The following is an 18,040-nucleotide window of genomic DNA, read 5'->3' as shown; positions in this document are numbered from 1 at the left end:
TGCTTGCCCGTGGTTACCAGCCGGTAATACCGTTTGTTACCAGCGGGTACGGTCCCGCCGGCGACAGACGGGGAGCCACGGGCATGGGCCACTACACCGCGAACCTGCGGGACCTCGAGTTCAACCTCTTCGAGTTCCTCGACACCAAGGACCGGTTCGGCACCGGACCGTTCGCCCAGATGGACGTCGCGACCGCACGCGGCGTGCTGGCCGAGATCCGCCGGCTGGCCGAGGGTCCGCTCGCCGAGTCCTTCGCCGACGCCGACCGCAACCCGCCGGTGTTCGACCCGGCCACCTCCTCGGTGACCCTGCCCGAGAGCTTCAAGCGGTCCGTGCGCGCCATCGAGGACGGCGACTGGTTCTCCCTCGACCTGCCCGAACACCTCGGCGGCTCCGGCGCTCCGCACGCCCTGACCTGGGCGGCCTTCGAGATGGTGCTCGGCGCCAACCCCGCCGTCTTCATGTACGGCTCCTGGGCCGCCTTCGCCGCGATCCTCGACGAGCTCGGTACCCCCGACCAGCAGCGGCTCGCCCGGCTCATGCTCGAGCACAAGTGGGGGGCCACCATGGTGCTCACCGAGCCCGACGCCGGCTCCGACGTCGGCGCCGGCCGCACCAGGGCGGTCCGGCAGGACGACGGTTCGTGGCACCTCACCGGCGTCAAGCGGTTCATCACCTCGGCCGAGCACGACCTGTCGGACAACATCGTCCACCTGGTGCTGGCCCGCCCGGACGGCGCAGGGCCGGGGACCAAGGGGCTGTCGCTGTTCGTCGTCCCCAAGTTCCACGTCGACCTCGCGACCGGCGCGCTCGGCGAGCGCAACGGCGTGTACGTCACCAACGTCGAGGAGAAGATGGGCCTGAAGGTCTCCACGACCTGCGAGCTGACCTTCGGCGACGGGCCGGTGCCCGCGAAGGGCTGGCTGGTCGGCGAGGTGCACGACGGCATCGCGCAGATGTTCAGGGTCATCGAGCACGCCCGGATGTTCGTCGGCGCCAAGGCCATCGCCACGCTGTCGGCCGGCTACCTGGTGGCCCTCGACTACGCGAAGACCCGCATCCAGGGCGCTGACCTGACCGCGACCAGCAAGGACGCCCCGCGGGTCCCCATCACCCACCACCCCGACGTCCGCCGCTCGCTCATGCTGCAGAAGTCCTACGCCGAGGGCATGCGGGCGCTGTACCTCTACACCGCCACCTTCCGCGACCAGGTCACCGAAGCCGAGGCCGCCGGCACCGCCGACAGCGAGGAGGCGAGGCTCGCCGCCCGCGTCAACGACCTGCTGCTGCCGGTCGTCAAGGGCTTCGGGTCGGAGCGGGCCACCCAGCTGCTCACCCAGGAGTCGCTGCAGACTCTCGGCGGCTCGGGCTACCTGCAGGACTACCCGATCGAGCAGTACATCCGGGACTCCAAGATCGACACCCTCTACGAGGGGACGACGGCGATCCAGGGCCAGGACTTCTTCTTCCGCAAGATCGTCAAGGACGGCGGCGTCGCGCTGACCTGGCTGGCCGGCCAGATCCAGGCCACGATCGACGCCGAGGCGGGCAACGGCCGCCTCAAGGAGGAGCGCGCGGCACTGGCCACCGCCCTCGGCGATGTCCAGGCGATGCTCACGGCGATGTTCGGCCACCTCGCCAGGGCGCAGGAGGACCTCACCGCGCTGTACAAGGTCGGCCAGAACACCAGCCGGCTGCTGCTGGCCACCGGCGACCTGGTCACGGCCTGGCTGCTCGTGCGCCAGGCCGAGGTGGCGCTCGGCGCCCTGGCCGGCGAGGTCACCGGGAAGGACCGGCACTTCTACGAGGGGAAGCTCGCCGCCGCCCGGTTCTTCACCAGCCAGGTCCTGCCGCGGCTGTCCTCGGAGCGGGTCATCGTCGAGCACACCGACAACGCCCTCATGGAGGTCGACGAGGCCGCTCTGTGAAGAAGGGCCCCGTCCTCCCCACCCTTCGCAGGCTCAGGGCGGGGCCCGGGACGGGGCCGGAAGCTGCTGCCCGTGTCCCGATCGGGAGACCCTCCGGGCCCCGCGATCGGTGCACCCCGGCCAGGTGCCGTCCCAGTTGAGCTGACCTGGCCACGGCGGACGTCGTCTCCTCGTGGGACGGCGGCCGCCGACGAAGCCGGGCGGGAAAGCGGTTGCTACGGTTGCTACGGAGGTGGCCGACATGACCCGCTCGATCCCGCACCGCGAACTCCGGAACAACAGCTCGGCCATCCTGCGCGCTGTCCAGGCCGGCGAGACGTTCGAGATCACCAACCACGGTGAGGTGGTCGCCCTGCTCGTGCCCCCCGGCGCGCCGCGGCCGCTGCCGATCCGCCCAGCCCGGGTTCGTGGTGACTTCACCGACCTGCCGCGGGTCCAGCTCGAACACCCGGTACGGGAAGACCTCGACTTCCTGCGCGGGGACCGGTGAGCGTCTACCTCGACGCCTCGGCGGCGGCCAAGCTCGTCGTGGCGGAACCCGAGTCCGAGGGACTGGCCTCCTGGCTGAGAGACGCACGAGCGAGCGGCTCGGATGCCATGTCCTCCATGCTCCTCGAGACCGAGCTCCGCCGTCTGGCGTGGCGGGTCGGCATCGACCAGACAGCCGTCACCACGGTGTTGGACCGACTGGACCTCGTGGATGTCGACCGGTCCCTGTTCCGCGAGGCCGGGCTGTTGGCCGGTCGGCACCTCCGCAGTCTCGACGCGCTGCACGTGGCCGTCGCGATCCGCGTGGACGCCGACGTCTTCGTGTCCTACGACGACCGCCAAGCGGATGCAGCCGCGGCGGTCGGGCTGCGGGTGCTCGCGCCGACCTGACCCACCGGGCATGGACCTCTCCTCACCGGGGCATGTCCTCCACGACCGGGTACGACAGGGAGGACGACGATGACCGACCCCCAGGGCAGCGACCGGATCCAGCAGGACATCCCGACCGCGTCGGGCACCGGCGACAACAGCAGCACCGGCTCGGGGTTCGAGGACGTGCCCCTCACCCGCGAGGAGGCCGTCGAGCGCGACGCCGCCGCGGGCGACGAGCTCCCCGCCCGCGCCGACTCCGACGTCGCCCGCGCCCGGACGGACGGACCGTCCGGCGAGGTCCGGTGACCACACCACCATCCGGACGAAGGGACAACTGATGAGCCAATCCGACGACACCGGTTACGGGGAGTCCCCGGACACCACCAACGGCCCCAGCCAGAGCAACCTCGTCGACGGCGTCCCCGGCGAGGACCGGTCCGACGGCGGCGAGCGCGACGAGGTCACGCTGACCACCGACGACGACGCCCAGCGCGACGACGGGCTCATCCGCCCCGGCAACCTCCCCGACTGACGGAGGACCCCGGTCAGGGAGTCCTCTCAGATCCAGCCGTGCCGGCGCGCCGCCTCCACCGCGGCGTGCCGGTTCGGCGCGCCGAGCTTGGCCGCCGCGGCCGAGAGGTGGTTGCGCACGGTCCCCGCTGACAGGTGCGCCCGGGCGGCGATCTCCTCGACCGGGGCGCCCCCGACCGCCAGCTCGAGGACGTCGGCCTCGCGCGGCGTCAGCGGGCTGTCCCCCGCGCTGATCGCCTCCGCGGCCAGCTCCGGGTCCACGTAGCGCCCGCCCCGGTGCACCGTGCGGACGACGTCGGTGAGCACCGGCGCGCTCACCGTCTTGGGCAGGAACCCGCGCACGCCGGCCTCCAGCGCCCGCTTGAGGTGCCCCGCCCGGCCGTGCCCGGTGACGATCACCACCGCACAGCCCGGCAGCACGGTGGCCAGCTCCCCGGCGACGGAGATGCCGTCCCGGTCGGGCATCTGCAGGTCCAGGACGGCGACATCGGGCGTGTGTGCGCGGGCCATCGCCAGCGCCTCGGCACCGGAGGCGGCCTGGGCCACCACCTCGAGGTCCTCCTCCAGGGCCAGCAGCGCGGCCAGTGCCGAGCGGATCAGGTTCTCGTCGTCGGCCAGCAGCACCCGGATCACGCCGGGACCCTCACGGGCACGGCCGCGGCGAGGACGAACCGGTCGCCGTCCGGACCGGCCGAGAGCCGGCCACCGCTGGCCGCCAGCCGCTCGGCCAGGCCGGTGAGGCCGTTGCCCCAGGTCGTCCCCGCCCCGAGGGCGCCGTCGTTGGTCACCTGCAGCTCCGCCTCCCCACCGGCCGCCCGCAGCTCGACGGCGCACCAGCTCGCCCGGCTGTGCCGCAGCACGTTGGTCACCGCCTCCCGCACCACCCAGGCCAGCGCCGCCTGCACCGGCTGGCGCAGCGCCACGGCCTGCTCCTCGCCGGTCACCGTGACCTCCACCCCGGCCGCGCGCAGCACCGACCGGGCGCCCGCCAGCTCGCCGGGCAGGTCGGTGCGCCGGTACCCGCGGACGACGTCGCGGACCTCGCGCAGCGACTCCTCGGCGACCCGGCTGATGTCGGCGAGCTCCTCGGCCGCGCCGTCCCTCCCCCGCCGGACCAGCTCGGCGGCCAGCTGGCTCTTCACCGCGATGGCCGAGAGGTTGCGGCCCATGACGTCGTGCAGGTCGCGGGCGAAGCGCAGCCGCTCCTCGGCGACGGCGAGCTGGGCCTGCACGCCGCGGGTGCGTTCCATCTCGAGCACGACGTCCAGGATCCAGACGGTGAACCGGAACGCGGTGACCAGGGCGGCCACCGACGCCCAGATCGAGACGCCCACGACCGCCGCGGTCAGCGGCGAGCTGCCCTCCGCGAGCGACACCACGCCGGCGAGCGCGCCGCCGACGGCGGCGCCGGTGACGAGCGGCCGGGTCGGGACGGTCACCGACGCGCCCAGCAGCACCCCCGCGGCGACCAGGCCGGTCGTCCACGGCCCGGACGGCGACGGCCCGTCCGCACTGGCCGCCAGGGCGGCGCCCACCGTGACCAGCCCGGCCACGACGGCGACCGCCAGCGCCGGCCGGTCGGGGTGGGCGGGATCGTCGGGGCGGACGGCGCGGTCGCGGAACCCCTGTTGCGCGAGCACCAGGCTGGCCGCCGTGGTGGTCAGCGCGGCAGCGGCCAGCACGAGCGCCAGCCACCGGGGAGGAGCGCCCCAGCCCGGCGCCATCGCGAGCAGCAGGAACAACGGCAGGAACACCAGGGTCGAGTAGTACGACCAGCGGGTGTAGAGGTCGATGCGCTGCGGGTCGGTGCGGCTGCTCCACCAGCGCGCGACGGTCGGCACGGCGCCCATGCTGCCGTACCGACCGTCCCGTCCCGGGTCGCTCAGCGCCGCGGGGCCCAGCGGAACCACCGCGCGGTCGCGAACCCCGCGATCGCGGTCCAGGCCAGGAGCGTGCCCAGCGGGCCGAGCGCGGCCCACCACAGCTCGGCGCCGGCGACGACCCCGCCGTCCCAGGTGCGGCCGGACAGGCCCAGCTGCACGAGCTCCACGACCGGCGTGACCGGCAGCAGGCGGGCGGTCTCGGCGAGCGCGGCGGGCAGCACGCTGAGCGGGAAGAACAGCCCGGACAGCGCCGTGGCCACCATGACGACCGGCAGGGTGGTGATCTGCGCGGACTCCGGCGTGCGGGTGAAGGTCGTGCTCGCGGTGGCCAGCGCGACCATCAGCGCGGTACCGAGCAGCACGGCCAGCACCGGCAGGACGACGTCCGCCGGCGCCCGCCACCTGCCGAGCACGGCGACCCCCACGGTGACCAGCGCCAGCTGGCCGACCGTGACCAGCAGCGTGGGGACGGCTGTGGCGAGCAGCACCTGGCCGTCGCTGAGCTCGCCGGTGCGCAGGCGCTGCAGCACGAGGTCCTCGCGCCGGGCGACGTAGGTGGTCACCAGGTTGTAGTAGGTCAGGAAGACCAGGGTGACGCCGACGGCGGTGGTGAGCAGCCCGTGCCCGCCCTCGCCGGCGCCGATGCCGAGCACCGGGACGGCGGCCACGAGCAGCAGGGGTGTGATCACCGAGTTGACGACGGCGGTGCGGTTGCGCGCCAGCAGGCGGGTCTCGGCGGCGGCGAGGGCGCCGACGCGCCGCAGCGGGGACGGGCCGACGGGGGTGGCGAGCGTGGTCATCGGGTGCTCCTCGCGGGTCGGTGGGTCACTCGGCGTCGGCGACGGCGAGGAAGGCCTGCTCCAGGGAGGCGGACCGGGCCTGCAGGCCGCGCAGCACCACGCCGTACGCGGCGGCCCAGGCGAGCAGCCGGGCGAGCGCCGGCTGCAGCGCTCGGGTGTGCCACTCGACCCGCGGGCCGGCGCTGACCACGTGGACGCCCGCGGGCACCGGTGGCGGCGGGACGCCGTCGTCCAGGGTGAAGCGGATGGTGGCCGGCTGGGTCTCGGCGATCTCCTCGCGGGTGCCGGCGAGCACGATCCGCCCGGCGCGCATGACCGCGATGCGGTCGGCCAGCTCCTCGGCCTCCTCCAGGTGGTGCGTCGTGAGCACCACCGCGGCACCGTCGTCCACCAGGCCGCGGACCAGGCGCCACACGGTGCGCCGGCTCTCCGGGTCCAGGCCGGTGGTCGGCTCGTCGAGGACCAGCACCCGCGGACGGCCGAGCAGCGCCAGCGCGAGGTCCAGCCGGCGGCGCTCCCCGCCGGAGAGGCTGCGCACCCGGACGTCGGCCCGGCCGGTGAGGTCGACCTGCGCCAGCGCCTCGTCGACCGGGCGGGGCGCGGTGAGGGTGCCGACCCAGGTCCGCACCGTCTCGGCCACGGTCAGGTCGCCGGGCAGACCGCTGACCTGCAGCAGCACACCCAGGTGCGGGCGGACGGCGGCCCGCTCGCGCCGCGGGTCGGCACCGAGGACCCGCACCGACCCGCCCGACGCCGGGGCCAGGCCCTCGAGCACCTCCAGGGCGGAGGTCTTGCCGGCGCCGTTCACGCCGAGCAGCGCGAACACCTCACCCGGCCGGACCTCGAAGGACACCCCCCGGACCGCCTCGAAGTCGCCGTAGCGGCGCCGCAGGTCGGCGACCTCGACGGCGGGCAGGACGGCCGCCGTGGCCGACGGCGGGGCGGGTGCGACGGACGGGTGCACGGCGACCTCCTCGGTGCGCCCGCCGGCCGGGGTCCGGCCGTTCCTCCGGGGCGCACCCCTGACGCTGCCGTCGTCCCCGCGTCGGCACAGGTGCCGTCCCTCACGACTTCTCCCGGCAACGCCACGGGCCCCCCATGACGGATGTCATGGGGGGCCCGTGGTGGCGGGATCGGGGTGCGCTACACGCGGGTCGCCGACCGGCCCTGCTTCGTCACGATGGCCTTGTCCTCGGCGAGGTCGCGGGTCCTGGTCTCGCCGTAGGAGAGCACCGCCACCAGCGTGATGACGGCGCAGACGGCGAGGTAGATCGACACCCGCATCGGGTTGGGATCGGTGAAGCTGCCCAGCAACGCCACCGCGATCAGCGGCGCGGGAGCACCGGCGACCACCGAGGCGAGCTGGTACCCGACCGACACGCCCGAGTAGCGGGCCTTGGTGCCGAACAGCTCCGAGAGGAAGGCAGCCTGTGGGCCGTACATCGCGCCGTGGAAGAGCAGGCCGACGGTGACCGCCACCACCACGAGCGCGAAGCTCTGCGTGTCGAGCAGGCCGAAGAAGACGAAGCCCCACACGCCGACGCCGACGGCGCCGAACAGGTAGACCGGCCGGCGGCCCACCCGATCGGAGAGGGCGCCCCACAGCGGGATGGTCACCAGGTGCACGGCGGCCCCGATGAGCACCGCGTTGAGCGCGAACGAGGTCTCGAGGCCGAGCACCTGGGTGACGTAGGTGAGGCTGAAGGCCGTGATGACGTAGTAGGAGACGTTCTCCGCGATGCGGGCACCCATGGCGACGAGCACCTCGCGCTTGTAGCGGGAGATCACGGTGACGATGGGGGCCTTCTCGACCTCACCGGTCCGCGCGGCCTCCTCCTCAGCCTTGCGCTGTGCCTCGAGGAAGACCGGCGACTCGGACACGGCCAGCCGGACCCACAGGCCCACCAGGATGAGCACGGCGGAGAGCAGGAACGGGATCCGCCAGCCCCAGCTGGCGAAGGCCTCGTCGGACTGGAAGGCGGCCAGCACGGCCAGGACACCCGTGGACAGCAGTTGGCCGGCGGGCGCGCCGGCCTGCGGCCAGGACGCCCAGAAGCCGCGGTGCTCCGGCTTGCCGTGCTCGGAGACGATGAGGACGGCGCCGCCCCACTCGCCGCCGAGGGCGAACCCCTGGACCAGCCGCAGGGTGATCAGCAGGATCGGAGCGAGCACGCCGACCGTGGCGTAGGTGGGCAGCAGGCCGATGGCGAACGTGGCGCCGCCCATCATGAGCAGCGAGATCACCAGCAGTTTCTTGCGGCCGATCCGGTCACCGAAGTGGCCGAAGACCAGTCCGCCGATCGGGCGCGCGGCGAACCCGATCGCGTAGGTGGCGAAGGCGGCGAGGACGCCGACGAAGTCGTCCTGCTCCGGGAAGAACAGCGGTCCGAAGACGAGTGCGGCGGCCGAGCCGTACAGGAAGAAGTCGTACCACTCGACGGTGGTGCCGACGATGCTCGCGCCGACGACGCGGCCGAAGCGCGTGCCGGAGTCTGCGGGTGCGGTCATGGGGTCTCCTCGTCGAGGGTCATGCAGAGTCCGGCCCGACGGTAGAGATGGCAACCCCCCGCTGCCCATGTGCTGCGGCCCCCCACTTGTGACTGCGGTCATGTGTCCTCCCGCCATGCCGAACCGCGCCGTCCGCTGCACCGGTGTGGGCCGATCCCGTCCCAGGGGTCGGCAGAGTGATGTGGCTCACCACCATTCAGGCTCGGTGGACTGTGTGGGCTCACGACGTGTGTGCGGACGACGGGACGCCCTAGCCTTCGGCGGCATGGCGGACTCAGGAACCCTCAGCGGCCGGCGGGCCCTCGTCACCGGCGGCGCCTCGGGCATCGGCCGGGCGTGCGCGGTCCGGCTGGCCGAGGCCGGCGCGGACGTGGTCGTCGTCGACCGCGACGCCGACGCGGCGAAGGCGGTGGCGGCGGCGGTCGGGGGGACGGCGGTCGCCGTCGACCTCTCCGACCTCGACGCCGTCGACGGCCTGGACCTCGACGTGGACGTGCTGGTCAACAACGCCGGGCTGCAGCACGTGGCGCCGCTGCACGAGTTCCCGGTCGACCGCTTCTCGCTGATCCTGCGGCTGATGCTGGAGACGCCGTTCCGGCTGGTCCGCGGCGCGCTGCCGCACATGTACGGCCGCGGCTGGGGGCGGATCGTCAACGTCAGCTCGGTCCACGGGCTGCGGGCCTCGGCGTACAAGAGCGCCTACGTCACCGCCAAGCACGGTCTCGAGGGGCTGTCGAAGGTGATCGCGCTGGAGGGCGCCCCGCACGGGGTCACCTCCAACTGCGTCAACCCCGCCTACGTGCGCACCCCCCTGGTGGAGAACCAGATCGCCGACCAGGCGAAGGCGCACGGCCTGTCCGAGGACGAGGTCGTGGAGCGGATCATGCTCGCTCCCGCGGCCGTCAAGCGGCTGATCGAGCCCGAGGAGGTCGCCGAGGCGGTCGCCTACCTCTGCTCCCCGGTCGCCGCGTCGATCACCGGCAGCTCCCTGGTCATGGACGGCGGGTGGACCGCCCACTGATGGAGGACCCTCTTCCCCCTGCCGGAGAAGGACCCCGTCCTCCTCACCGCTCGCAGGCTCGCGGCGAGCCCCGGGACGGGGCCGCGGCGGGACTCGGCAGGGGGCCGGTGCCGGCGGCCGGGCGGCTCGACGGCGCCGCGGAGTACTTCGCGCTGCTGCTCGAGGAGGCGGCGGCGATCGAGTTCGAGGGGCCGGTGGTGCGCGCCCGGGCCGCCGGTGCCGACGGCGCGACGCTCGCCGGGCTGGAGCGGGTCAAGCTGCTGGCCCTGCAGGTGCGCGACGCCTTCGCCGCCCGACGCCGCCGGGAGTCCGAGCTCGCCGCGCTGTTCGACACCGCCAGCGACCTCGCCGCGCTGCGCAGCGTCGACGAGGTGCTCACCGCCATCGTCCGGCGGGCCCGGCAGCTCCTGGGCACCGACGTCTCCTACCTGACCCTGCACGACGACGCCCGCGGCGACACCTACATGCGGGTGACGGACGGCTCCGTCTCGGCCCGGTTCCAGGCGCTGCGGCTGCCGATGGGGGCCGGCCTCGGCGGCCTGGTCGCGCAGACCGCCGCGCCGTACGCCACCGCCCGCTACTTCGCCGACCCGCGCTTCCAGCACACCGACGAGATCAACGGGGGCGTTGCCGAGGAGGGCCTGGTCGCCATCCTCGGCGTCCCGCTGGTCCGCGGGTCGCGGGTGATCGGGGTGCTGTTCGCCGCCGACCGCAACGAGCGGCTCTACGACCGCTCCGAGGTCTCGCTGCTGGGCTCGCTGGCCGCGCACGCGGCGATCGCGCTGGACAACGCCCGCCTGCTCGAGGAGACCCGGTCGGCGCTGGAGGAGCTGTCGACGGCCACCCGGGAGCTGCGGGCCCACACCGCCTCGGTGGAGCGGGCCGCCGGCGCGCACGACCGGTTCATCGACATCGTGCTGCGCGGCGGCGGGGTGGAGGACGTCGCGGCCGCGGTCACCGAGGCGCTCGGCGGGCGGATCACCATCCTCGACGAGCACGGCCGCGGCACGCCGTCCCCTGGGTCGGACGGCGACCTGCCGCCCGACCCCGCGGCCGCCCTCACCTTCGCCCGCTCGACCGGCCGGACGGTCCGCGACGGCAGCTGGTGGACCGCTGCGGTGACCGTGGGCGCCGAGTTGCTGGGCGGCCTGGTGCTGCACCGGGACGTCGAGCTCTCCGACTCCGACCAGCGCATCCTGGAGCGCGCCGCGCTGGTGACCTCCCTGCTGCTGCTCATCCGGCGCACCGCCAGCGAGGCCGAGGGCCGGGTGCGCGGCGAGTTGCTGGAGGAGCTGCTCGGGCCGGCACTGCGCGACCCCGACGGGCTGCGGGAGCGCGCCCGCCGGCTGGGCGCCGACCTCGACCGGCCGCACGCCGTCGTCATCGCCCTGGCCGAGGAGCGCTGTCGGGGCCGGGCGCTGGCCGCCGCCACCCACCTGGCCGCCGTCCGCGGCGGGCTGGCCGGCCTGAACGACGGGCGGGTGGTGCTCTGCCTGCCGGGTCAGGAGCCCGGCGCCGCGGCGGCGCTTGTCTGCCGGGAGCTCACCTCGGCCGTGGGCCGGCCCGTGACCGTCGGCGGCGCCGGGCCGGTGCAGGGGCCGGCCGCGGTCGCCCCCGCGCACGTCGAGGCCCGGCGGTGCGCCTCGACGCTGGTCGCCCTGGGCCGGGCCGGTCAGGCGGCCAGCGCCGACGAGCTCGGCTTCGTCGGGCTGCTGGTCGGCGAGGGGCGGGACGTGCACGGCTTCGTGACCGCCACCCTCGGCCCGGTGCTGGACTACGACGAGCGGCGCGGCACCGACCTGGTGGGGACGCTGCGGGCCTGGTTCGACGCCGGCGGGTCACCGGCGCGGGCGGCGGAGACCCTGCAGGTGCACGTCAACACCGTCACCCAGCGCCTGGAGCGGGTGGGCCGGCTGCTGGGCCGCGACTGGTCGGCGCCGGAGCGGGCCCTGGAGGTGCACCTGGCCCTGCGGCTGCACCGCCTGACCCGTCCCGCCGGCGGCTGATCCGGCGCCGCTGTGCACAGGTGGTGGTCCCGCACGGCAGCGAGACCACCACCTGTGCACAACAGGCGAGGTGGGGACCACGGTCAGCGCACGACGGTGGACCCGGCCCTCCTACCCTGGTCGGGTGCACGCCCTCCTGACCCGCCTGCCCGCGGCCGCGTGGGCGGCGCGGGCGCAGGCGCACGCGGAGCGGGCCGACGCGCTGACCGCGGACCACCGGGCCCGCCGCGCCACCGGCACCCGCCACCCGGTCGAGGACTTCCTCTACGAGTACTACAGCGCCCGCCCCGCGCAGCTGCGCCGCTGGCACCCCGGCCCCGGGGTGGTCCTCGAGCCCGGCGCCGACGGCACCGCACCGCACGCCGCCTGGCGCTGGTACACCACCGACGACGACGGCGCGGTCACCCTCGACCTCGACGCCTTCCGGGCCGACCGCGGGGACACCGTCGCGTTCGTCGCCCGGCTGCTGGCCGCGACCGCGTCCCGGCCGGCGCACACCGGCTGCTTCGGGCTGCACGAGTGGGCGATGGTCTACCGAGCCGACGAGCACCGGCACCCGCTGCCGTTGCGGCTGGGCCGGGCCGGCACCGACGCCGTCGTCGAGTCCCACCCGGTGCGCTGCTCGCACTTCGACGCGTTCCGGTTCTTCACGCCCGCCGCCGTCGGCCGCAACCGGCTGCGGCCCACCCGCGCCACCCAGGTCGAGCTGGAGCAGCCGGGCTGCCTGCACGCGACCATGGACCTCTACAAGTGGGCCTACAAGCTCGGTCCCGCCGTCCCCGGCGACCTGCTGCTGGACTGCTTCGTGCTGGCGGCCGACGTCCGGGAGCTGGACATGCGCGCCTCGCCGTACGACCTGCGCGAGGCCGGCTACGAGCCGGTCGCGATCGAGACGCCGGAGGGCAAGGCGGAGTACGTCACCGCGCAGCGGGCGTTCTCCCGCCGGGGCGCCGCCCTCCGGTCCCGGCTGCTCGAGGTGTGCGACCGGCTCCTGCGGGGCTGACCGGCGCAGGCGTCACCGCCGGCACCCACGCGGTGCGTCGACCCCGTGGGCACCGGCGGTGCCGGGCTGCGTCCGGACCTCGGCTAACCGGTCACGCAGTCGAAGCTGCTCGCCTCCTCGGGGCTCCCCGAGCCGCTGTACTGCGGGTGCGCCGGGTACTCGCACAGCGGCCGCGTGCGGGTGGCGCCGGGGTTGGTGTCCCGGACGACGGGGTCGGCCGGCGGCGCGCCGGTCGTGACCCAGTGGTCCAGGGCGGTGAGGGAGTCCCAGCCGGCGGCGAAGGCGGCGGCGACGTTGGCGTGGTTGGCGCCGGGGACCAGGTAGAAGCGGGCGAACGCGTCGACCCGGCGCTGCCCCATGGTCTGCACCAGCCCCTCGTAGTACTCGACCGTGGCCCGGTGGCTGACCAGTTCGTCCGCCGTCCCGTGCAGCAGCAGCAGCTTCCCGCCGCTCCTCGCGAAGGGCCGCAGGTCGGTGCTGTTGACGTCCTGCAGCGCGGTGAGCTGCGAGATGCGGTCCTGCCAGGGGCCCGGCGCCAGCGGGTCCAGGGACAGCGAGTCGTAGCCGGGGTCACGGGTCACGGCGTACTTCACCCAGGCGTCCCAGAACTGCATGCCGTAGCCGGCCGTCTTCGGCATGGGGCTGGCCGGCGCGGTCGTCCCCAGGCCGAGCAGCGGTGTCGACATGTCCGCGCCCGAGAGGAACGGGAAGCCCGGGTAGCCGGTCTCACCGCTGGCCAGGGGGTACGGGAACGTGATCGCACTGGAGACGGCGCGGATGGCGGTGATCTGCGGGTCGGACAGGCAGGTGTCACCGGTGTCCTGCCCCTCCGGGCAGCGGAGGACGGCGGGGTCGAAGTCGCAGGCAGGCTCGTTGCTGATGACGCCGTCGGTCAGCCCGTCGAGGCCGTCGCAGGCCGTGATCACTGCGTCGTAGAGCAGCACCTGCTGGGCGGGACGGGGGAAGGCGCCCGGCGCGGCGAGCTGGCGGGTCATGTGGCCGAAGTACAGGTCGAGGGTGGCGGCGTTGAACGCGGGATAGACGCTGATGACCCCGTCGAAGTCGCGCTCCCAGCGCTGGGCGACGGCGAGCGCCTCCCGGCCGCCGGTGGAGCCGCCGGCGAAGTAGGTCTGCTCGAGGCTGTTCCTGCCGTAGTACCGGCCGATGACGAACACGCCGGCGTCCCGGGTCTTCTTCAGGGCGTCGCCGGCGAAGTTGCGCAGCGCCTCGTCGTTGGCGAGGAAATCGCCGTAGAGCGAGGGGGTCGGCAGGACGCCGGCGGGTGCCTGGTGCCCGGAGTCGCTGGCGAAGGTCGCGTACCCGCGGCCGAGCGGCCGAGGGGCGTCGCTCGGACCGAAGGGGACGTTCCCGTCGAGCGCCGGGATGGTCCCGTTGTAGCCGCCCCCGCCGAACATCAGCGCCTTCTGGTTCCACGCGGTGGGCAGCGCCACCTGCATGCGGATGTCCGGGGCGGCGGGGTCCACGGGGTGCAGCGCGGCGGTGACCCTGCAGTGCTCCCCGATCGCGGTGGTGCCGCTCCCGGACGGCGCCACGAGGGTGGCCTCGGCCACCTCGCCGCCGGTCGTGGGGAGGCCGATCTCGCGCGCCGGGATGTCGACCCCCGCGAGCGCCGCACACCGCGCGGCGGCGTCCGCGGCACCCGCCGGCGTCGTCCAGCCGAGTGAGGCGACGACGGCGAGGGCGACCCCCGCCACGACCGTCCTGGCTCTGGTCAGGTCCATGGGACTCCTGTCGTTCGACGGTGCAGGCGCGGGCGAGGCGGTGGCGTGCGCGGCTCGGCGGGACCCGAGCGCCCGCCGTGGACGCCGAGTGAGGCGGGTGACACGGTAGGGAGTGGCACGCGCCGTCTCCAGGTGAGCGGACTCCACAGTCGCGACACCGGGTGTGGGGTCCGCGCCCACACCGACCGGGCGTCCCGTGCGTCGTACCGTCGTGCGCGTGACCTCCGGAGCCTCCGACCGTCTGCGGACCGACCGCTGGCTGCGCCTCGACGGGACGACGAACACCCGCGACCTGGGCGGGCTGCCCACCGTCGACGGCGGGGCGACGGTCCCGAGGCGGGTGCTGCGCAGCGACAACCTGCAGACGCTCAGCGAGGACGACGTCCGCCGGCTGGTGGATGACGTGCGGCTGCGCGAGGTGGTCGACCTGCGCACCACCGCCGAGGTGCTGCTGGAGGGCCGCGGCCCGCTGCGCGCGGTGCCCGAGGTGACGCACCGGCACTTCACCCTGCTGCCCGAGCGCGGCCACCACACCGACGTGTTCGCCGTCGAGGAGGCCGACGTGCCGGAGCTCCCGGCCGACTGGGCCGAGTCGATCCTGCCGCGGCAGGTGGCCGAGGGCGACCAGGGCGAGCCCCCGGCGGTGCGCTCCTACCTGGGCTACCTCGCGCACCGACCGGAGAACGTGGTCGCCGCGCTGCGCGCCCTGGCCGCGGCCACGGACGGCGCCACCGTGGTGCACTGCGCCGCGGGCAAGGACCGCACGGGGGTCGTGGTGGCCTTCGCGCTCGCCGTGGCCGGCGTCCCGCACGAGGAGATCGTCGCCGACTACGCACTGACCGCCGAGGTCATCGACGACCTGGTCGCCAAGCTGGCCGCGTCACCGACCTACGCCGAGGACATGGTGCGCCGCGACGTCGCCAGCCACACGCCGCGGGCGGAGACCATGCGCCGGGTGCTCGAGCTGCTCGACGAGCGGCACGGCGGCCCGCAGGGCTGGCTCACCGCGCACGGCTTCGGCCCCGAGGAGCAGGCCACCCTGCGCGCGCGACTGCGGAGCTAGCACCTGCAGCTACGACTCGTGGCCCCCTTCAGGGTCCCGCGGTGAGCTTGCGAGCCGTGGGGGGAAGGGGGTCCTCCTCTTGTGCCGGTACATGTCGGCGTCGGAGGCGCGCAGCAGCTCGTCGGCGCTGCCCGATCCGCCGCTGTGGACGGCGACGCCCACGCTGGTGCCGACGGCGACGCCGGCGCCCTCGAGGCGGAAGGGTTCGTCGAAGCAGCCCAGCACGCGGGCGACGACGCGGCCGGCGTCCTCCGGCCGGGCGAGGACGGGCAGCAGGACGGCGAACTCGTCGCCGCTGAGCCGGCCGACCAGGTCGCCGGGGCGGATCGCGGCCCGCAGCCGGGCGGCCACCTGCCGCAGCAGCTCGTCACCGGCGGCGTGGCCGAGCGAGTCGTTGACCGCCTTGAACCGGTCGAGGTCGCAGAAGAGCACGCCGACGTGCTGGTCGGCGGGCGTGGTGGCCAGCGCCTCGCCGAGCCGTTCGAGGAAGAGCACCCGGTTGGGCAGCCCGGTGAGCGCGTCGTGGGTGGCCTGGTGCCGCACGGTCTCGAGCAGGCGGGCCCGCTGGAGTGCGGTCGCGGCCTGGTCGCCGACACCGCGCAGGCGGTGCAGGACGTCGCCGGCGAGGACCTCGGGGGCCCGCCCGGCCGGCCAGCTCGCGGTGGCCACGCCGAGGAAGGTGCGCCCGGCCACGACCGGGACGGCGACGACGTCGGTGAGCTCGAGGGCCCGGAGCAGCCGCTCCAGGACGGGGCTGCTCGTATCGGGCCGCAGGAAGCGCGGCTCCCGGTCCGTCAGCATCCCGACCAGCTCCGGGACGTCCTCGGCGTGGAGGGGCGTGCCGTACATCAGCTGCTGGTGCTCCTCCACGGGGTCCACGTGGGCGGCCGTGCGCAGGCAGCCCTCCGCGGGGTCCCATAGCATCACCGCGGCGCTGTCGCAGCCGACGACCCGGGGCAGCGCCTCGGCGACCACCGCGCAGACGTCGACGGCCTCGGTGGCGCCGGCGAGCTCGTGGGCCAGGGTGAGCAGCGTCCCGGCGCGGTCGGCCTCCTGCCGGGAGCTCTCCAGCGCCATGAGCAGGTCGAGGGCAGCCGCGGCGTAGCCGGCGTAGGCGCCGAGCATCTGGCGTTCGTGCTCGAGGCCGCTGTCGCCGGGCCGGTAGACCGTGGCCAGCCGGCCGTGCACCCGGCGGGCGGAGGCGACGTCGACCGCGACGACGTTCGGGCCCGGGTCGGCGCCGGCCATGAGCGTGGCGGCGAGGACGTCGACCTGGTGCTGCGGCAGGCCGGCGCTGCGCACGAGCGCGGGACCGCCTGCGGGGTCGGCCACGGCGAGCAGCCAGCCCGGGGCGAGCACCGCCTCGGCGGCCTTCTCGATGATCCGCTGGAGGACGGTCTCGACGTCCTCGCTGGCGACCAGGTCGGCAGCGGCCGACTGCAGGATGCGCAGCTGCTCGCGGAGGGCGAGCAGCTCGGTGACGTCGTCGTCGCTGCGGCGGCGTCCGCCCAACCGGCGCCGGCGCTCCCAGGTGAGGTGGTAGACGCAGACCGGGTGGCCGTCGGACTCGCACTCGAGGTGCACGAGCTCGGCCGGGGGGAGACCGAAGATCGTCGGCACCATGCCGATGAGGCCCTGCGCGTACTCGCAGTCCAGGCGGGAGTGCTGGTAGCCGTCGCGCAGCCGGTAGCTCAGCGTCGCGTGCGTGGCGCCGGCCTCGACCACCCGCATCGTCGAGGTCGTGGAGAACTTGGCGACGGCACGGGGCAGCTGGCGGTACACCTGGCGCGGTGAGCCCATCGCCCGGATGAGCAGCACCAGGGCGGGGGCCAAGCCGTGAGCGAGGGCCTCGCGGCCGACGCGGAACATGGTCTGCCGGTCGCCGAGCACCTCGGTGGCGGCGGTGAACAGCTTGATCCGGGTGTCGTAGCTGGTCCAGTGCGACGGCAGCTCGAGCTCGGCGGCGGTGAAGGGCACGCCGGCACGGCGCAGCACCTCCGCGACCGCGTCGTCCCCGCCCTGCTGGCGCACGTAGCTCAGCAGCAACCCCGTGGTGGCGCCGGACGTCTCCCGGGCCTCGGACACCGCAGGGCCGCTCACCTGGGGCCACCCGTTCTGCTCACGCCCGTCCCATCGGCAGGACGGGCCCCGGGGTTGAACGGGTACACCCCATGGGGGGAGGACGCAGCCGGGCTCCGCGGGGTGCTGCGCACAGGAGTGCCCTTCCGGCAGGCACTGCGAGTGGCACTGGCCGCCCACACGACCTCCATCGCCGTCATGGAGGTCGTCGACAAGGCCGTGGTGCTGTCGGTCCCCGGCGCCATGGAGGCCCGCATCTCCACCGCCCTGTTCTGGCTCGCCCTCGCAGGTGCGCTGGCGGTCGCCTCCGTGGTGACCCTGCCGATCGACCGGGCGATGATGAGCCGCGGTCGGGGACACGCCGTCGTCCACGGCCTGCACGGGTGAAGGCTCCCCGGACAGCAAGCGACCCCGGTCTCCACGAGGAGGCCGGGGTCGCGCGTCGTCGGGAACGGCTCAGCGGGTGAACCCGCTGCTGTTCGCCATCGTCAGCAGCTCGTCGCGCATCGCCGGGCTACTGGTGCGCGCGAGGGCGCGGTCGAGCGCCCGACGCGTCCGCGCCGCCTGCCGACGCCGCCGCCAGCTGGAGGTCACGCTGTTCATGACTCGTTGCCT

General features: G+C 74.6%; 18 protein-coding genes. 10 read left to right on the top strand and 8 right to left on the bottom strand.

Translation table 11 applies throughout. The features are described from left to right. Nucleotides 1–83: 83 nt before the first annotated feature. From ACWIX7_RS14500 to ACWIX7_RS14480, 5 genes are all read left to right on the top strand, one after another. A complete protein-coding gene (locus ACWIX7_RS14500; RefSeq protein WP_448617151.1) occupies nucleotides 84–1,928 on the top strand; it encodes an acyl-CoA dehydrogenase in 1,845 nt (614 codons plus the stop codon). A 241-nt stretch (nucleotides 1,929–2,169) separates the two neighbouring features. Continuing rightward, nucleotides 2,170–2,418: a type II toxin-antitoxin system Phd/YefM family antitoxin gene (locus ACWIX7_RS14495; RefSeq protein ID WP_448617150.1), complete on the top strand. Its 249-nt coding sequence runs from the start codon at nucleotides 2,170–2,172 to the stop codon at nucleotides 2,416–2,418. Further along, complete coding sequence (locus ACWIX7_RS14490; RefSeq protein WP_448617149.1) at nucleotides 2,415–2,807, top strand: type II toxin-antitoxin system VapC family toxin; 393 nt, start codon at nucleotides 2,415–2,417, stop codon at nucleotides 2,805–2,807. The genes ACWIX7_RS14495 and ACWIX7_RS14490 overlap by 4 nt, the downstream gene beginning before the upstream one ends. 69 nt (nucleotides 2,808–2,876) lie before the next feature. Beyond that, the gene (locus ACWIX7_RS14485) at nucleotides 2,877–3,095 is read left to right on the top strand and encodes a hypothetical protein (RefSeq protein ID WP_448617148.1); all 219 of its coding nucleotides are present in this window, start codon (nucleotides 2,877–2,879) and stop codon (nucleotides 3,093–3,095) included. A 31-nt stretch (nucleotides 3,096–3,126) separates the two neighbouring features. After that, complete coding sequence (locus tag ACWIX7_RS14480) at nucleotides 3,127–3,321, top strand: hypothetical protein (RefSeq protein ID WP_448617147.1); 195 nt, start codon at nucleotides 3,127–3,129, stop codon at nucleotides 3,319–3,321. 26 nt (nucleotides 3,322–3,347) lie between these two features. Here ACWIX7_RS14480 and ACWIX7_RS14475 read toward each other — a convergent pair whose 3' ends face one another. The 5 genes from ACWIX7_RS14475 to ACWIX7_RS14455 form a co-directional block, all read right to left on the bottom strand. Further along, a complete protein-coding gene (locus tag ACWIX7_RS14475; RefSeq protein ID WP_448617146.1) occupies nucleotides 3,348–3,953 on the bottom strand; it encodes a response regulator in 606 nt (201 codons plus the stop codon). Next, a complete protein-coding gene (locus ACWIX7_RS14470; protein WP_448617145.1) occupies nucleotides 3,950–5,161 on the bottom strand; it encodes a sensor histidine kinase in 1,212 nt (403 codons plus the stop codon). Before ACWIX7_RS14470 ends, ACWIX7_RS14475 begins: the two co-directional genes overlap by 4 nt. A 41-nt stretch (nucleotides 5,162–5,202) precedes the next feature. Further along, complete coding sequence (locus tag ACWIX7_RS14465; RefSeq protein WP_448617144.1) at nucleotides 5,203–6,003, bottom strand: ABC transporter permease; 801 nt, start codon at nucleotides 6,001–6,003, stop codon at nucleotides 5,203–5,205. 25 nt (nucleotides 6,004–6,028) lie between these two features. Beyond that, the gene (locus ACWIX7_RS14460) at nucleotides 6,029–6,967 is read right to left on the bottom strand and encodes an ABC transporter ATP-binding protein (protein ID WP_448617143.1); all 939 of its coding nucleotides are present in this window, start codon (nucleotides 6,965–6,967) and stop codon (nucleotides 6,029–6,031) included. A 179-nt stretch (nucleotides 6,968–7,146) separates the two neighbouring features. Beyond that, nucleotides 7,147–8,511 carry an MFS transporter gene (locus tag ACWIX7_RS14455; protein ID WP_448617142.1) on the bottom strand — a complete coding sequence of 455 codons (1,365 nt, stop codon included), beginning with the start codon at nucleotides 8,509–8,511 and terminating at the stop codon, nucleotides 7,147–7,149. Between the two features lie 265 nt (nucleotides 8,512–8,776). Between ACWIX7_RS14455 and ACWIX7_RS14450 the strand changes: the two genes are divergently transcribed. The 3 genes from ACWIX7_RS14450 to ACWIX7_RS14440 all read left to right on the top strand — a co-directional run bounded on the left by ACWIX7_RS14450 (nucleotide 8,777) and on the right by ACWIX7_RS14440 (nucleotide 12,541). Further along, nucleotides 8,777–9,532 carry a 3-hydroxybutyrate dehydrogenase gene (locus ACWIX7_RS14450; protein ID WP_448617141.1) on the top strand — a complete coding sequence of 252 codons (756 nt, stop codon included), beginning with the start codon at nucleotides 8,777–8,779 and terminating at the stop codon, nucleotides 9,530–9,532. 107 nt (nucleotides 9,533–9,639) lie between these two features. Continuing rightward, on the top strand, nucleotides 9,640–11,538 hold the full coding sequence (locus tag ACWIX7_RS14445) for a helix-turn-helix domain-containing protein (RefSeq protein ID WP_448617140.1): 1,899 nt from the start codon (nucleotides 9,640–9,642) through the stop codon (nucleotides 11,536–11,538). Nucleotides 11,539–11,662: 124 nt separating this feature from the next. Continuing rightward, nucleotides 11,663–12,541 carry a 3-methyladenine DNA glycosylase gene (locus tag ACWIX7_RS14440; protein ID WP_448617139.1) on the top strand — a complete coding sequence of 293 codons (879 nt, stop codon included), beginning with the start codon at nucleotides 11,663–11,665 and terminating at the stop codon, nucleotides 12,539–12,541. An 83-nt stretch (nucleotides 12,542–12,624) separates the two neighbouring features. Here the strand turns inward: ACWIX7_RS14440 and ACWIX7_RS14435 are convergent, their stop codons facing one another. Continuing rightward, on the bottom strand, nucleotides 12,625–14,283 hold the full coding sequence (locus ACWIX7_RS14435) for a tannase/feruloyl esterase family alpha/beta hydrolase (RefSeq protein WP_448617138.1): 1,659 nt from the start codon (nucleotides 14,281–14,283) through the stop codon (nucleotides 12,625–12,627). A 217-nt stretch (nucleotides 14,284–14,500) separates the two neighbouring features. On the opposite strand from ACWIX7_RS14435, the gene ACWIX7_RS14430 reads away from it, so the two are divergent. Continuing rightward, on the top strand, nucleotides 14,501–15,346 hold the full coding sequence (locus ACWIX7_RS14430) for a tyrosine-protein phosphatase (RefSeq protein ID WP_448617137.1): 846 nt from the start codon (nucleotides 14,501–14,503) through the stop codon (nucleotides 15,344–15,346). Between the two features lie 9 nt (nucleotides 15,347–15,355). Here the strand turns inward: ACWIX7_RS14430 and ACWIX7_RS14425 are convergent, their stop codons facing one another. Next, the gene (locus ACWIX7_RS14425) at nucleotides 15,356–17,446 is read right to left on the bottom strand and encodes a diguanylate cyclase domain-containing protein (RefSeq protein WP_448617136.1); all 2,091 of its coding nucleotides are present in this window, start codon (nucleotides 17,444–17,446) and stop codon (nucleotides 15,356–15,358) included. Nucleotides 17,447–17,548: 102 nt separating this feature from the next. On the opposite strand from ACWIX7_RS14425, the gene ACWIX7_RS14420 reads away from it, so the two are divergent. Next, nucleotides 17,549–17,812 (top strand): DUF4396 domain-containing protein, encoded by a 264-nt coding sequence (locus ACWIX7_RS14420; RefSeq protein WP_448617135.1) that lies wholly within the window; start codon nucleotides 17,549–17,551, stop codon nucleotides 17,810–17,812. Between the two features lie 69 nt (nucleotides 17,813–17,881). Here ACWIX7_RS14420 and ACWIX7_RS14415 read toward each other — a convergent pair whose 3' ends face one another. Further along, entirely contained in the window at nucleotides 17,882–18,028 is a 147-nt protein-coding gene (locus ACWIX7_RS14415) for a hypothetical protein (RefSeq protein ID WP_175486584.1), read from the bottom strand. Between the last annotated feature and the right edge of the window lie 12 nt (nucleotides 18,029–18,040).

This window comes from Geodermatophilus sp. URMC 65, assembly GCF_053502545.1.
This window is presented reverse-complemented; position numbering and strand designations above follow the sequence as displayed.

Excerpts from the sequence above, each read along its gene's own strand:
- ACWIX7_RS14485 (WP_448617148.1), top strand. The coding sequence starts at position 2,877 with ATGACCGACCCCCAGGGCAGCGACCGGATCCAGCAGGACATCCCGACC.
- ACWIX7_RS14480 (WP_448617147.1), top strand. The coding sequence starts at position 3,127 with ATGAGCCAATCCGACGACACCGGTTACGGGGAGTCCCCGGACACCACC.
- ACWIX7_RS14455 (WP_448617142.1), bottom strand. The coding sequence starts at position 8,511 with ATGACCGCACCCGCAGACTCCGGCACGCGCTTCGGCCGCGTCGTCGGC.
- ACWIX7_RS14500 (WP_448617151.1), top strand. The coding sequence starts at position 84 with ATGGGCCACTACACCGCGAACCTGCGGGACCTCGAGTTCAACCTCTTC.
- ACWIX7_RS14495 (WP_448617150.1), top strand. The coding sequence starts at position 2,170 with ATGACCCGCTCGATCCCGCACCGCGAACTCCGGAACAACAGCTCGGCC.
- ACWIX7_RS14450 (WP_448617141.1), top strand. The coding sequence starts at position 8,777 with ATGGCGGACTCAGGAACCCTCAGCGGCCGGCGGGCCCTCGTCACCGGC.
- ACWIX7_RS14415 (WP_175486584.1), bottom strand. The coding sequence starts at position 18,028 with ATGAACAGCGTGACCTCCAGCTGGCGGCGGCGTCGGCAGGCGGCGCGG.
- ACWIX7_RS14465 (WP_448617144.1), bottom strand. The coding sequence starts at position 6,003 with ATGACCACGCTCGCCACCCCCGTCGGCCCGTCCCCGCTGCGGCGCGTC.
- ACWIX7_RS14435 (WP_448617138.1), bottom strand. The coding sequence starts at position 14,283 with ATGGACCTGACCAGAGCCAGGACGGTCGTGGCGGGGGTCGCCCTCGCC.